We start from the raw sequence: 14,507 nt of genomic DNA on the forward strand, positions 1-14,507 counted from the left end.
CGCCATCACCTCCCATATACGCGTTCGCCCGGAGGCCAGCGAGTAATCGTTACCGGGAGGTACGAGACGCGGCCCGAACCGTCCGGCTGTCGACTGATCACCGAATGGGCCAGGAACCGCTCGTCGTTCCTGGCGGGGAAATCGGTCCGTTGGTGCGCACCCCGGGATTCCTCCCGTGCCAGCGCGCAGGCCACGATGCATTCGGCCACATCGAGCATGCACGACAGTTCCAGCATCGCCACCAGTTCGGTATTGAACGCCCGGCTGTGGTCATCGAGTCGAGCGCGGCCGAAGCGATCGCGAAGCTCGCGCACCTTCTCGGCCGCCTCGGCGAGGGAGTCGCCGTCCCGGTAGATCCCGGCACTGGTTTCCAGCGTCTCTTGCATCTCGGTGCGGATCTGGGCGATGCGCTCGGTTCCCTCGGCATGTCGGGTGAGGCCTCGTTCCAGCCGGTCCTGTTCGGCGCGGCCGCGTGCCAGGACCGCCGATGCCCGGCTGGCCGTGGTCGAGCTCGCGTACTCGGCGGCGGCGCGACCGGCTCGCGCACCGAAAACCAGCAACTCGGGTAGCGAATTCGAACCGAGCCGGTTGGCGCCGTTGATACTGACGCATGCGACCTCACCGACGGCGTACAGGCCCGCCAGGGGTGTCGCGCCATGGATGTCGGTGTGGATGCCGCCCATCATGTAGTGGACGACGGGACGTACCGGGATCAGTTCCCGGACCGGGTCGATGTTCTGGTACTTCGAGCACAGCTCGCGCACGAACGGCAGCTTCGTATCGATGAGATCCGCACCGAGGTGGCGTAGGTCGAGGTGGACGACCTGTCCGTACGGTGTGCCGATGGTCCGGCCCTTGTCGAGTTCGTGCACGAAGGCCTGCGACAGCCGGTCCCGCGGCCCGAGTTCCATGCTCCGCATCACCGGCACCGGTGATGGCGTCCCGAGGTCGTAGTCCTGCAAATAGCGGTAGCCGTCCTTGTTGAGCAGCCAGCCGCCCTCCGCGCGCGCCGCCTCGGTGATCAAGATGCCGGTGAACGGAAGGCCGGTCGGGTGGTACTGGACGAACTCCATATCCTTGAGCGGCGCGCCCGCCCGGTAGGCCAACGCCATGCCGTCGCCGGTATTGATGTTGGCGTTGGTGGTGAACGGATACACCCGGCCACAGCCACCGGTGCACACGATGACAGCGCTGGCGAGAATGGTCTCGACGCGTCCGGTGGCCAGTTCGATGGCCACGATACCGCCCACCTTGCCGTCGTCGACGAGCAATGTCGTGGCGAACCATTCGTCGTATCTGACGATGTCCTGATACGACAGTGCGGTCTGGAACAGGGTGTGCAGCAAGTGGAAACCGGTCTTATCGGCTGCGAACCAGGTGCGGTTGTTCGTCATGCCGCCGAACGCCCGTACCGCGATGTGCCCGTCCGATCGGCGGCTCCATGGACAGCCCCAATGCTCCAGCTGCAGCAGCTCCCGCGGTGCCTCCTCGACGAAGGCCGCAACGGCGTCCTGGTCACAGAGCCAATCGCTGCCGGAGACCGTGTCGTATGCATGCTCGTCGAGACTGTCGCCGGGACCGGCGACAGCGGCGGCACCACCCTCGGCGGAGACGGTGTGGCTGCGCATCGGATAGACCTTGGAAACGATCGCGATGCTCAACTGCGGATTGTGTTCGGCGATGGCGATGGCCGCACGCAGCCCCGCGCCGCCCCCACCGACGATCACGACATCGTGAGAAGCGTTCATGGTGGCACCACCGTCGTGCGTCAGACCTCGAAATCGGCGCTGTGCTCGTCCATCAGGACCTTGCCGTCATGACGGACCGTTTCGATCCGAACGCTGCCGTCGTGGTATTCGTGCCGAATCTTGCGGCAGCCACAGTCGTAATGCAGATCGTCGATGAGCAGGCCCGCTTCGTCGTCTTCGCGGTGACGAGCCCCGCCCCGCTGTTTCCCGCATGGGGCGCGTTCGATGCTGAACTGCTCGGTGATGCTGAGCATCTCCACCTCCCGGCGAACCGGTGGCACACCTTACTGGCCGGTGTAGATACATAAGCGTACGCCCATTGCATCGACGCCGCAGCGGGCGTTGCGGGCTTGGCGGACGCCGTCACCTGCGCCGATGCGCCGTCCACGAACCGATCCGACTCCACCATTTCGATGGCTGTGTGCACAATCGAGCGCGGAGCGTCGTCGAGGTCGAGCCCGGCGGTGACCACCAGCATCGCCTCTAGCAATCGGTCGATCTGATCGTGTCGGCTGACTCACTCGTGCTTGGAGGGCTCGTTGAGTTTGGAGGCCAGCACCGCGGCCTGGGTGCGACGCTCGACCCCCAGTTTGGTCAGTAGTCGCGAGACATAGTTCTTGACGGTCTTCTCAGCCAGGAACATCCGACTGGCGATCTGCCGGTTCGTCAGCCCCTCACCCAGCAGACCGAGCAGCGTGCGCTCCTGTTCGCTGAGGTTCGCCACCACCCCGTTCTTGGCCCCGGCCTCCTCGCGCAGCTTCGCCATCAGGGCGGCGGCCGCACGATTGTCCAGCAGGGACTTGCCCGCGCCGACCTCGCGAATGGCCTCGACCAGCTCCACCGTGCCGATGTCCTTGACCACATATCCGCTGGCCCCGGCCAAAATCGCATCCAGCATCGCCTCCTCGTCGGTGAACGAGGTGAGGATCAGACAGTGCAGCTCCGGATGCTGATTCAGCAGTTCACGACACAGTTCGATGCCATTGCCGTCGGGGAGGCGAACATCCAGCACCACGACCTCCGGGCGTAGCGCGGGAATGCGAGCCATGGCCTGCGCGACGGTGCCCGCCTCGCCGATGACATCGAGATCGGGTTCGCTATCGATCAGATCCTTCACACCGCGGCGCACGATGTGGTGGTCATCGACCAAGAAGACACTGGTCATCACCGCACACCTCCTACTATTCGAGACTACTGAGCCAGCAGACTCGGCGCGTCGGAGATGGTCGCGGGATCGGCATAAATCCCTTGATGTATCGATTCGGTTCGCTGCCACGCCTGCATCGCGGCGGCCGCGGTGTGGTCCGTCGGCATGGTCGTGTCGAGAGTGATCGCGTCCGGCCACGCGGCGGTCGCCTCCGCCATGGCCATGGCGATATCGGGTGTGGCATCGGATTCGCCGGCCGCGCGCTGGCGAATCCGGTCGCTGGCCAGCGCGGGTGGGCAGACGCACCGCAGCTCGACCAGGTCGGTGTGTGTTCGTTCGGCGAGTGTGGCCGCGCGCTGTCGTTCGGTCGCGTCGATCCAGCTGGCGTCGAGGATCACCGACACACCGGAGCCCAGCAGGGTGTGGGCCTGGGTCAGCATCTCGGTGTAGACGCGTGCCTTGCCCGCCGGTGCGTAGGCGCCCGCGCCGTAGGTCCCGATCGAACCCGTCAGTTGGTGCCCGGCCAGCAACTGCTTGCGCACATGGTCGCTGGCGATGACGACCGCACCGGTGGCCAGCGCAAGGTTGGCGGCCACCGTCGATTTCCCGGTACCGGGCAGACCGCCGACCAACACCAGTCGCACCGCCGCCTGCTCGAGGTGGCCCACCGCGATCCGCACGTGCCGGCGTGCCCGCTCGCGTGCGGCCGTGTCGCCTTGGCCGAAGCGGATGATGTCGACCTTCGCACGGACCAGTGCGCGATATGCGAGGTAGTGATCGCGCAGCGACACCGGTGCCGGGTCGGCGGTGGCGCGCAGATACTCCTCGAGCAGTCGATCACCCAACTCGCGATGGCCGAGGAATTCCAGATCCATGGCCAGGAAGGCGATGTCGTCGAGGCAGTCGACGTAGCGCAGTCGATCGTCGAAGTCCAGACAGTCCAGCACCCGAAAGCCGTCGGCGAGGTCGAAGATGTCCTCGGCGAGCAGGTCACCATGCCCGTCGACGATGCGACCATCGGCGATCCTGTTCGCCAGCAACGGATTTCGGCCATCGATGTAGCGCATCGCTAGTTCATCGATCCGCGCGAGCCGTGCTGGTTCGACGACATCGGCCGAATGTCCGACGAGACTGTCCAGCAGCAGGCGCCACCGGCCGCGCAGTTCCTCCGGTGTTGCGGCGCGATCGATCTCCGGACCGCGCCGAGCTGTGCGGTGGAACAGGGTCAGCACCCCCACCAGCGCGGCCAGTTCCGGCCCGCGCACGATCGGGTCGGCCAGGATGTTGGACAATCGCCGGTCTTCTGGCATCCGCCGCATGACGATGACCGGTTCGTCAGGGCCGCCCGTCGGATCGGTAAGGTGCGCGACGCCCAGATATACATCCGGTGCCAATCGCCGATTCAGCTCGACTTCCCGGGCGCAGGCGCGCTCGCGCAGCTCGGTCGTGCTGAAATCCAGGAAGTCGGTGACGATCGGTTTCTTCGTTTTGTACGCCCGGTCCCCGCACAGCACCACGACGCCGGTATGGGTTTCCCGCAGTTGCGCGGCAGCGGCCGTACTCATCGCCATGTTCCGTGCGCTTCGGCCGGTCCGAAGTTCGCTTCGGCGTCGTCGAGTACCTGTCGCCAGTGGTGTTCGTCGGTGACGTCGAGGTGCCGCAATATCGCGGTCGCGCCACCAGATTCGGCCGTCGCCGCGCCCTCGGCATCGAGGAGATCGGCGGCGACGACACCTGCGCCGGACTCGACAGGCGGATGTGCGATGGCCGCGCCGATGCCGCCCGGGCCGACGGCGCTGCGTCCATGGAATTCGGGCATGGTGCGAACCTCCGTCTTTGTCGACGCATGTATCGCGTCTCGCCGATGCACTCAGGATTTCGCAACGAGTGCGACCGCGTGATGGCCAAAGGTCATCGATGTGGCGGGACTTCCGGACCGGTGTGCGAATCCGGGCAAGCATCATCCGAAGTCCCGCAAGAAGAGGTCGTCCTGCTCTTACCGGGGCACCGTGGCGGTGGAACCGTGAAACGAGACCAAGGACGAGGGGAAGGACGACGGCAATGGATCACGGACTGCCCGACGATCACATCGTGCGGGCGGCGCTGGAGCTCGCGATCCGGGCGCCGTCGGCGCAGAACACTCAACCGTGGCGGTGGCGGATCGGAGACCGCAGCGTGCACCTGTATCTGGACCCGGCCCGGGCGCTCCCCTCGACCGACCCCGATCAACGTGATCTCGTCGTGAGTTGTGGTGCGGCGCTGCATCATCTGCGGGTCGCGTTCGCGGCGCTCGGCTGGTCGGCCGTGGTGCACCGGCTGCCGAATCCGGCGCAACCGAATCACCTGGCATCGATCGAACTGGTACGGCATCGGCCGACTGCCCACGAAATCGAGCTGAGCGCCGCCATCGGTCGCAGGCGGACCGATCGCAGGCACTTCAGCTCGTGGCCGGTGCCGCCGGGATACCTCGGGCTGGTCACCGAGCGCGCCGCGACCCTGGGGGCGATCGTGCGGCAGGTGACCGATAGATCGCGGGACTGCTTGGTCGAAGCGATGCGGGCCGCGGCCGAGCGGCACGCGGGAGACCCGGGCTATTCACTCGAGCTGGCCGAGTGGAGTGGCAGGCATGATGGCGTGCAATGGTCCGACGAAGCGCACGAGCCCGATTGCGCCGAACTCCTCGTCCTGAGCACCTCGGCCGACGATCGACTCTCGCGACTGTGCGCGGGCGAGGCGTTGAGCGCGGTGCTACTGACCGCGACCAATATCGGGTTGGCCACCTGTCTGCTGACCGAACCGCTCGAAATCCCGGCCATGCGGCACCGGGTCCGCGTCGGCGTCCTCGACGACTACGGCTATCCCCAGGCCGTGATCAGAATCGGCTGGGCGCCGACGGGTGCCGAGACGCTGCCCGTCACGCCGCGGCGGCCGGTCGAGGACGTATTGGATCCCTTCGACGCCACTGAGGTGGCATCATGCTGAACGATCGGACGGTCCACGACCACCCGATCACCTGATCCGGCCACTCGCGACTGCGGCTATTTCGTATCCGGCAAGCGCTTTTCGACAAGGTCAAGGGCAGCTGCCAGGCGTTCGCGCGACTCTCGGGCCACCGCGCGCAGTTCGGGCTGCTCGGTGTGGTGCAGCACCTCGCCGCACAGCAGCAACACCGGGTCGACCGCCTCGACGAGTACGGCGTCGCCGTCGGTGCGCACCACCACATTGCAGGGCAACAGCAGGCCGACCCGGGGATCGGCGGCCACCGCCCGCTGCGCGAGCACCGGGTTGCACGCACCGAGAATCAGATAGTCGTCCATACGCACGTCGAGTTCGGTTTGCAGCGTGGCGCGCACGTCTATCTCGGTCATGATGCCGAATCCCTGCTCGGCCAACGCCTTTCGAAGCTCCGAGACGGTATCGGCGAACAGTGCCGGTACCCGGATAGCGAGGGCGGCGGCGACGGGCCTGCGGATCTCGGTCACGAGATCACCAGATCGTACCGCCGCATCCGGTGCGATCAGATACACCTCGGTCGGCGGTCCAACCGGTTGATAGTTGGAGCGGCGGATCCAGTCGTCGAGTGCGCGGTAGGCGTCACCGATGCGGTGGTAGTCGCCGTGGTGTCTGATGCTGGCGAATAAGGTCGGTTCGAGATGGCGCAGGCTGAGTTGCTCGGCGGTGTCATCGAGTGCGGCCTCGGTCACCGGAAGGCCGAAGTCCACCTCGGTGGTCATACCTGGTCCGAGCATGCCCAAATACGTCGTCGAGGGGGCTCCGGTCGGAACGAGTCCGGTGCGCTCGGCCAGCTCGTAGAGTGCCCGCATGCCCGCGCGGACATCGTCGCCCGCTTGGTCGGCGCGCACAATGCGGCGCAGCTCGAGCATGGTGGTGGTGTTCGATTCGACGACCTCGACCCGGTACGCCATTGCCGCCTCCGCCGATCTCAGGACCGGGCCGCGCCGCGGTCGAGCTCAGTGCGGGCCACGCGACCGGCCCAGGCCTGCGCGCGTTCCAACTCGCCTGCGGCGAGCGGGCCGAGGGTGCCCTCGACGCGGAAGTCCGCCGGCGCGTCCACCAGTTCATATCCCAAGCGCCGCAGCCGTTTTCCGGCACCTCGCGCAGCTGATCCGGGCAACCAGGACGGTTTCGCGGTCTTGGTGCCGAAAGCCGCGGCCCGCGAGCCCGGCAGCACCGGCAGCGCCGCGTCCAGCCATTCCCGCATACCGATGTCGACCGTGACCGGCGCCTCGGTCCGTGCTGCCGCGTCACGCCGGGTTCGAGTCCGGCTCATCCCGAAAGCATGTGTAGGAGCGCCGACCACGAGTAGGTCCACCGTCGGCGCGGGGCGCTGGGCGGCGCTCGCCACATCCAGCACCTCGACCTCGCCGTATTCGCCCAATCCCGCTGCGATGGCCTTGGCGATGGCTGCGGTATTGCCGAACATCGATTCGTAGACGACCCGGGCGCGCATCTCGCTCTCCTCTGCCCACTACCCGCGGAACTCTTTGCCCCGACGCTACGTCCGCGCAAGGTCCACGCATAGTGCCCAACCGACGCACGCCGAGGGACTTTCGGCCGTCCTCCCGCGCCGACCGCGCCGTGCTGGCGCCCATTCTTGATCTGGCTGCGGCCGTGTTGGCCGCGAAGACCGGCGTCCACCTGTTGGTTCCGACCTTGCCGACAGTGATCGTGGCGACGAGGCGGATGCGAAGTGGGCGCTCAGACGGCGCTGATCTCCAGAACCTCGTCGAGCGGGCGCCGTGGTGTCGGGGTGGGGTCGGTGTCTTCGGGTGCGGTGCCGATACGGACCACGACCTGGGGTAGGTCCGGGTGGGGGATCAGGTCGGTGATCACCGATCGGCTGGTGGCGAGTTCGGTGATGTGGGTCAGTGCACAGGTGGCCAGGCCGCGTGCGGTGCATTCGAGCAGCACCTCCGAGAGCGCCTCGCCGGCATGCAGCCATTGCGCGGGCGTCTCACCAAGGGTGCTGAGCACCACCAGCCGGGCCCGGTCCTCGAGATGGTCGCGGCGGCCCGAATACGGCGCGGGCGGGAAGGGACGCCCGACATCGACCCTGGCCGCCTCGGCATCCGATACCAGCGCGGCCATCGGGACACCCTCCCTAACCTCCGAATGCCCTGTCCACCAATGCAATTCGGTTTGATACGGCATATCGTAGCGGCGCAGCGCGGTGGCGTGCTCGGTGGCCGCGGCCAGCCGTGGCCGGTTGCTCTCGGCGATCTCATCGACCGACACATGATGTGGCCGGGCCAGTTCGCGGACCGCGGCGAGCACGTCGGGCCAGCCGGGCGGTGCCAGCATCGGCAACCGGTCGGTGCGGCGTCGGCGGATGGCGCGGATCCGGGCGGCGGTCGTATTCAACGCGCCCGGCCACGGCCGGAATTCGAGGGTGGCCAAGTGCCCGGGCACATTCGGATCGGGGAATCGGGTGACCTCGGCGAACCAACCCATCGATATGAAGGCCAGGCGCGCATGGTCGAGGACGGCACCGCAGCTGATCACCAGTTGTCTGCCGAGCGGGTCGGCCGAGCGCAACTGCCGATCGGTGTCGGTGTGCAACCGCAGTCGCGCGCCGTCGAACACCCAGTGCCATGGCTGGGTGTTGTGCACCGAGGGGGCCCGACAGGCGAGCATCAGCGCCAATCGCACCGCCTCCAGATCGGGTGTGCTCGCACGATCGCTTGTGTTCATGCTTCGAGTGTCGGCGCCGACAGCAGCGGTCGCGACGGGCATTGCGCACCGGATTGAGGGTCCATTGTCACCATCGGCGCGAGTCGGCCCACCGCTGCGTCCGAGGTCATGCTCGCGGCCGCGAGATGAGGGCATTCGGTCCTGGGTTGCCGAGGACCGTCGCCCCTGGGCGGCACCGGGCCGCGGTGGTGGCATGGGGGTCCGATGCCCACGGACTCATCGAGAAGGAAAGGTAGGCAATACCAATTGACGCGTGAGCTGACCCAACGCGAAATACTCGCCGAACTGGAGCCGATGGCCGAGGACTGCGTGCACCGCCACCTATCGATGACCAAGGATTGGCATCCGCACGACTACGTGCCATGGGACGAAGGGCGAAACTTCGCCGCCCTCGGCGGAACAGATTGGGAGGCCGAACAATCCAGGCTGAGCGAGGTCGCGAAGGCCGCGATGATCACGAATCTGCTCACCGAGGACAATCTGCCCTCCTACCACCGCGAGATCGCCGAGAACTTCTCCCGCGATGGTGCATGGGGCACCTGGGTCGGCCGGTGGACCGCCGAGGAAATGCGCCACAGCACCGTGATTCGCGACTACCTGGTGGTGACCCGCGGCGTCGATCCGGTCGCGCTGGAACAGGCCAGAATGGTGCATATGACCAGCGGCTTCTCGTCGGGGGTCGGCGAGGCCGAAGTCGACAGCGGTGCCGGATTCCTGCATTCGGTCGCCTACGTGAGCTTTCAGGAGTTGGCCACCCGGGTTGCCCACCGCAACACCGCCCGAGTGTGTGCAGACGCGATCGCCGACAAGATGCTGCAGCGCATCGCCGCCGACGAGAACCTGCACATGATCTTCTATCGCACCATGTGTGGCGCGGCACTGGATCTGGTGCCGGATCAGGCAATCGAGGCCATTGCCAATATCGTCGAGAACTTCCGGATGCCCGGCGCCGGTATGCCGAACTTCCGCCGCAATGGCGTGCTCATGGCCAAACACGGTGTCTACGACCTGCGCCAGCACCTCGAAGAGGTGCTGGGGCCGGTATTGCGGCAGTGGAATCTGTTCGGCCGCACCGACTTCAGCGCACGCGGTGAACAGATCCGAGAGCGGCTCGCCGCGTTTCTAGAGGATATGCAGCGGGTAAAGATCCCGCGCTTCGAGGAACAGCGCGACCGCGCGTTGGCGCGCGAACATGCCCGTGCCTGATCGATAGGCCGCCCGGGACCCGCTGACCCTCAGCGGGTCCCGGAGTGAACTACCGGCTGTCGCTTTCGCTGGGCGACGCATATTGCCAAGTAGTCGGAGCGTCCGACATCGGGCAGTCGCGTGGTGTCGGTGTGCCACCCCTCGGCGGCGAAGGCGGTGCGCACGTGGTGCAGCGTCGCGCCGCAGCTGATCACCAACTGCCGGCCCAGTGGGTCCGCCGAGGTCAGCAACCGGTCGTTATCACGATATAGGTGCAGCCGGATGCCGTCGAAGACCCCGCGCCACGGCTGCGTGTTGTGCACCGATGGTGCCCGGCCAGGCGCATCGCCGTCAGCACGGTCGAACGACGGCGATGATGTGTGCCGACGGTGGTCGGTCAGAGACCGGACGGGTACGTCTCCGGCGTGGTGCCCGTGATCCAGTCGCTGGTCGGCTCCAACGGTTCCAGCGCGGTGGTGCGGTCGATGTGGACGAGTGCGTCGAACTGGTCGGCGGGGCGGGTGTGGAAGTAGTGGCTCTGGCGCTCGGTACCCGGCCGGTAGACCACACCGATCGCGCGCATCAACCGGGGGTGGCGCAGCAGTTCTCCCGCTTCGCCGGAAAGGTCCATGCGGAGTAGGAATTCCGAGTCACCGGTGTCGTGCAGCAGTTCCTCCAGACTCGAAGGCAATGCGGTGCACACGGTTTCGCGGCGGGCAGGCCCACCCCAGTCCTCGGCGGCGGTCACCGTGCCCGAGCAGGTGCTGAAGCCGATGAGACGGCAGTCCTGGCCGTGGCGTTCACGCACCAGCTGGCCGAGGGTGAGTTGGCCCTCGCCGCCCATTTCGGTGGCGCGGGCATCGCCGACGTGAGAGTTGTGCGCCCACACCACGATTCGAGCCGGGGCGCGCGCACCGGAACGGCTCAGATGGTTGGCGAGTGCGTCGAGGGTGTCGGCCATGTGCCGGTCGCGTAGATTCCACGAGGACACCCGGTCACCGAACATGGCCCGGTAGTAGGCCTCGGCGTCGCGCACCGACCAGGCATTGCGCAGTGCGTCGAACAGTTCGTCGGCGGTGACGGGTTCCAGCTCGCCGCGGGCGATCGCGAGACGCTGCAACTCCAGCAACTGCCGGATCACCTGGGCCTCACAGGATTTGCCCGCACCGAAGGCGGCCGCGAAACCGTAGGTCTGGGCATCGTCGCCCGCGACGTGGTCGAAGCAGGCGTAGCGTGTCTTGGCGCGCTGCGCGGCGGTGGGATCGACGCGGTCGAGATAGTTCACGACCTCCTGCATCGAGCGGTGCAGGCTATAGAGGTCCAGACCGTAGAACCCGGTCTGCGGCTGGTCGCCGCGCCGCTGCTCGGCGTTGTGGGCGCGCAGCCAGCTGACGAATTCGCGGACCTCGGTATTGCGCCACATCCAGGCCGGGAAGCGCTCGAATCCGCGCAGCGCCTCCCCGGCGGTGGCGTCCGTGCCGCGCCCGTGCACGTATCGATTCACCCGGTAGGCATCGGGCCAGTCCGCCTCGGCCGCGACGGCGGTGAAGCCCTTCGCCTCGATCAGCCACCGCGTGATCGCCGCGCGAGACCGGTAGAACTCCCTGGTGCCGTGCGAACTCTCACCGATCAGCACCAAGCGCGCGTCGCCGATCAGATCCTCGAGCACGTGTGTGGGTGGTATGCCCTCGGGTGCGTCGATGGCCGCGGCCCCGACGGTCGCTGCGGCGTCGATGCGCGGGACGGCAGTGCCGGTGGTCGAGATGCTCAGCAGGGCGCGCACCTGCTCGTCGGTGACCTGGGTGAAGTCCCAGAACCATTCACCGACCGCGCGGAACGGTATCGGCATTGTCGCGCAGACCATTTCGTCGACCGATGCGCCCAGTTCTCGGCAGGTCGACTCCGGTGCGGCGGGGACGGCGACCACGATCCGCTTCGGTTCGCCCTCGCGGATCGCCTCAATCGCGGCGAACATGCTTGCGCCGGTGGCCAATCCGTCGTCGACCAGGATCACCGTGCGTCCGGTCACCTCGATCGGGCCGCGGTCGGCGCGATAGGCCGCCTCCCGCCGGACCATCTCCTCGGCTTCGTCGCGGGCGATGCTGCGCACTTGATCGGCGGTCAGCCGCAGCGCGCGCACCATATCGTCGTTGAGCACGATGCGCCCACCAGAGGACAGCGCGCCGATCGCGAACTCCGGATGTCCCGGCGCACCCAGTTTGCGCACGACCAAGGCGTCCATCGGTGCGCCGAGTGCCGCGGCGACCTCCCAGGCGACCGGAACCCCGCCGCGCGGCAGTCCGAGCACGAGGACATCCGGATCGCCACGATAATGCTCCAGCAGTTCGGCCAGCACCCGGCCCGCCTCGTGCCGGTCTCGGAAGATCGGTCGAGATGTTTCGTGCCGGACCTGCGTATCGCTCATCGCGGGCCTCCCATCGCCCGGCCCCTTCATAGGCCGAATCATCTTGTCAGAGTGTGGTATTCGGTGGTCGATACCGTTCAGGTCGGTGGACGGGCAGGCCGAGGGCGCTGCGTTGGACGGCCAGCGTCAGATCCGTGGCGGTGACCACGCCGATGAGTCGGCCGTGCGGATCGATCACCGTGATGATGTCGAAGTCCGGTCGCAGCACCACCTGGGACGCCACGGTGGCGAGCGGTTCGTCGCCGACCACCCGGGCCGTCGGCGCCAGCGGACGGGCGACTCTGCGCACAGCCGTACTCTCGCGCGCCGCGGCGGGCAGTGCCGCGAGATCGGACCAGGCGAGTTCGCCGATCGGCCGACCCGCCTGATCGATCACCGGGAACACGCGGTGATCGGAATGCACGATCTGAGAACGCAGCAGGTCGGCGACGGACCAGTCGGCGGGAACCGACAGCGGATGTTCGGTCATGACATCGCGAATCCGGGTATCGCCCAGCCGATGTCGCAGTCCGGCGGCGGCCAGTTCGCCATTCGCGGCCGAGTACAGGAACCAGCCGAGCAGCATCAGCCACAGCCCGCCACCATCGCCGACGAAGAGCAGCTCGGCGCCGCCGAGGATCAGCAGACCGAGCCCGACGAGCCGACCGCTGCGCGCGGCAATGGTGGCGGCGCGCAACCGATCTCCGGTGTGCCTCCAGACCAGCGCACGCAGCACCCGACCACCGTCCAGCGGCGCGCCGGGCAGCAGATTGAAGATGGCCAGAATGACATTCGTCGCGCCGAGCCACCCGAGCATCGCGGGCACCGGCCCGCTGACCACCGCGCCGACCACCTCGGCAACACCGAGAAACCCGGCGCCGAGCACCAAGCTGGTGAGCGGTCCGGCCAATGCGATCCGCAGATCCGAGCGCGGATCCTTCGGTTCGTCACCGAGTTCGGATACGCCGCCCAGCAACCACAGCACGACCACTTCGACGCGGGTGCCGCGGCGGCGGGCGGTGATCGAATGTGCCAGCTCATGGGCGAGCAGGGAGGCGAACAGACCGACCGCGCCGGTCGCGGCGATCAACCAGACCGACACCGAGTTCCCATAGCTATCGGTGAGCGAGCGACCGAGGAGATAGGTGAACAGGCCGAGGGTGACCAGCGCCGACCAATGCGTGCCGACCCGAATGCCCGCGACCCGCCCCAGCGGGATCGTCGCACGCAGCATGTCAGCGCTCCCGCGTGTCGGTACCGACCAGACCTTCGGCGAGCAGAATGCGGTGTGCCTGCTGGGCCGCCTGGGTCGACCGATTCCTATCGGGGGTGTCCGCGGGCAGTCGCTCGAGACCGCGCGCCAGTACGGCGACGGCATCGCCGAGCGCCCGCACCCGCTCCTCGAGCTCGACGACCGGACCGGCCGCGCGCTGCTCGGCGGCCGGTTGCCATTCGATCAGTGACTCGTCGACCGCGGTCCGCGTACCGCACAGCACGCCGTAGAGGTGCATCGGCAGCACCGCGAACATCCGGTTCAACTGGCCGGGGGAGAACAGCTCCGACAACGCCGCCGTGACCGCACCCGCGACCGGCCCGACCTCGTCCGCACCGATACCGGCTTCGCGGGCGAATTGCCTGATGAATTCGCCGACCCCGTGCCGGGCCGGCACATGACTTGGCACCCAGCCCTCGTAATAGGCCCCGCGCAGGACCTCGGGCAGTTGCGCGGCCAGATGCGCCGAGCTGCTGACACTGATGCGGTCGCGCACGGTGTGCAGCCAGGCGCGCAGTGCCCGGTAGGCGAAGGCCCGGTCGTCGGTATCGAGACTGTCGGCGACAACGCGCAGCCAGTCGTGCGCGGTCTGCACCGCGGGCCCGAGCGGATCGTCATGATGCGGCATGGTCGGCCTCCTGGGTACTTCCGGGTGTTTATGGGCCCCAGCCTGCGCTGAGCGCGGCCACTGACCTAGGGCCGAAGGGTGCCCTCGGGTGAGCCGATGGTCCTGCTTTCGGATCCGCGGACCCGATGGCGGCAGTGTGCCGGTTTTCGGCGGCGAGGGTCGAGAGTCGGATCCGTGGCGGACGTTTCGCACCAGTCCAGGTCGGAGACTCTGACCCGCGGTGCTCGGGACCGAGACGATGGTGATACGACGGATACGGTCCCGGTCGGCGCATCGGCCGGCTGCCGATCGACAAGCCGCGAGCCGGACAGGCGCGGGCCGATCTCATCGACGACGACCGAACGTGTCGCGAGTTCACGCCTCGTGGCCGGATCAGGGTTGACTGGCCGAACGAGTCTGTATTCCGTTGT

At 67.3% G+C, this 14,507-nt stretch carries 14 protein-coding genes; 2 read left to right on the forward strand and 12 right to left on the reverse strand.

All coding sequences use genetic code 11. The annotated features are described in order from the left end of the window. Positions 1-5: 5 nt before the first annotated feature. From frdA to ACQP0C_RS20750, 5 genes are all read right to left on the reverse strand, one after another. The gene (gene frdA, locus ACQP0C_RS20730; RefSeq protein WP_433722164.1) at positions 6-1,748 is read right to left on the reverse strand and encodes a fumarate reductase (quinol) flavoprotein subunit; all 1,743 of its coding nucleotides are present in this window, start codon (positions 1,746-1,748) and stop codon (positions 6-8) included. Between the two features lie 20 nt (positions 1,749-1,768). Then, on the reverse strand, positions 1,769-2,002 hold the full coding sequence (locus ACQP0C_RS20735; RefSeq protein WP_433722165.1) for a hypothetical protein: 234 nt from the start codon (positions 2,000-2,002) through the stop codon (positions 1,769-1,771). Positions 2,003-2,265: 263 nt separating this feature from the next. Further along, positions 2,266-2,913, reverse strand: a complete 648-nt coding sequence (locus tag ACQP0C_RS20740) for a response regulator transcription factor (protein ID WP_433722167.1) — start codon at positions 2,911-2,913, stop codon at positions 2,266-2,268. Positions 2,914-2,939: 26 nt separating this feature from the next. Further along, a complete protein-coding gene (locus tag ACQP0C_RS20745) occupies positions 2,940-4,460 on the reverse strand; it encodes an AAA family ATPase (RefSeq protein WP_433722169.1) in 1,521 nt (506 codons plus the stop codon). Further along, a complete protein-coding gene (locus ACQP0C_RS20750) occupies positions 4,457-4,714 on the reverse strand; it encodes an SDR family oxidoreductase (RefSeq protein ID WP_433722171.1) in 258 nt (85 codons plus the stop codon). Before ACQP0C_RS20750 ends, ACQP0C_RS20745 begins: the two co-directional genes overlap by 4 nt. Before the next feature lie 242 nt (positions 4,715-4,956). Between ACQP0C_RS20750 and ACQP0C_RS20755 the strand changes: the two genes are divergently transcribed. Continuing rightward, positions 4,957-5,877, forward strand: coding sequence for an Acg family FMN-binding oxidoreductase (locus tag ACQP0C_RS20755; RefSeq protein ID WP_433722173.1), 921 nt, complete (start codon positions 4,957-4,959; stop codon positions 5,875-5,877). A 56-nt stretch (positions 5,878-5,933) separates the two neighbouring features. On the opposite strand, the gene ACQP0C_RS20760 is transcribed toward ACQP0C_RS20755, so the two are convergent. The 3 genes from ACQP0C_RS20760 to ACQP0C_RS20770 all read right to left on the reverse strand — a co-directional run bounded on the left by ACQP0C_RS20760 (position 5,934) and on the right by ACQP0C_RS20770 (position 8,607). Further along, positions 5,934-6,821 carry a DUF302 domain-containing protein gene (locus ACQP0C_RS20760; RefSeq protein WP_433722175.1) on the reverse strand — a complete coding sequence of 296 codons (888 nt, stop codon included), beginning with the start codon at positions 6,819-6,821 and terminating at the stop codon, positions 5,934-5,936. A 17-nt stretch (positions 6,822-6,838) separates the two neighbouring features. Next, positions 6,839-7,366, reverse strand: a complete 528-nt coding sequence (locus ACQP0C_RS20765) for a flavodoxin family protein (RefSeq protein WP_433722177.1) — start codon at positions 7,364-7,366, stop codon at positions 6,839-6,841. 248 nt (positions 7,367-7,614) lie between these two features. Continuing rightward, complete coding sequence (locus tag ACQP0C_RS20770; RefSeq protein WP_433722179.1) at positions 7,615-8,607, reverse strand: Acg family FMN-binding oxidoreductase; 993 nt, start codon at positions 8,605-8,607, stop codon at positions 7,615-7,617. Between the two features lie 246 nt (positions 8,608-8,853). Between ACQP0C_RS20770 and ACQP0C_RS20775 the strand changes: the two genes are divergently transcribed. Further along, positions 8,854-9,813: an acyl-ACP desaturase gene (locus ACQP0C_RS20775; protein ID WP_433722180.1), complete on the forward strand. Its 960-nt coding sequence runs from the start codon at positions 8,854-8,856 to the stop codon at positions 9,811-9,813. Between the two features lie 29 nt (positions 9,814-9,842). Here the strand turns inward: ACQP0C_RS20775 and ACQP0C_RS20780 are convergent, their stop codons facing one another. From ACQP0C_RS20780 to ACQP0C_RS20795, 4 genes are all read right to left on the reverse strand, one after another. Further along, positions 9,843-10,115, reverse strand: coding sequence for a hypothetical protein (locus tag ACQP0C_RS20780; protein ID WP_433722182.1), 273 nt, complete (start codon positions 10,113-10,115; stop codon positions 9,843-9,845). A 74-nt stretch (positions 10,116-10,189) separates the two neighbouring features. Then, complete coding sequence (locus ACQP0C_RS20785; protein ID WP_433722184.1) at positions 10,190-12,217, reverse strand: erythromycin esterase family protein; 2,028 nt, start codon at positions 12,215-12,217, stop codon at positions 10,190-10,192. Between the two features lie 46 nt (positions 12,218-12,263). Next, positions 12,264-13,430, reverse strand: a complete 1,167-nt coding sequence (locus ACQP0C_RS20790; protein WP_433722186.1) for a site-2 protease family protein — start codon at positions 13,428-13,430, stop codon at positions 12,264-12,266. Between the two features lies 1 nt (position 13,431). Next, a complete protein-coding gene (locus ACQP0C_RS20795) occupies positions 13,432-14,097 on the reverse strand; it encodes a DUF2267 domain-containing protein (protein ID WP_433722187.1) in 666 nt (221 codons plus the stop codon). Positions 14,098-14,507 lie beyond the last annotated feature (410 nt).

It is taken from the genome of Nocardia sp. CA-129566, assembly GCF_050956075.1.
Lineage (GTDB): Bacteria > Actinomycetota > Actinomycetes > Mycobacteriales > Mycobacteriaceae > Nocardia.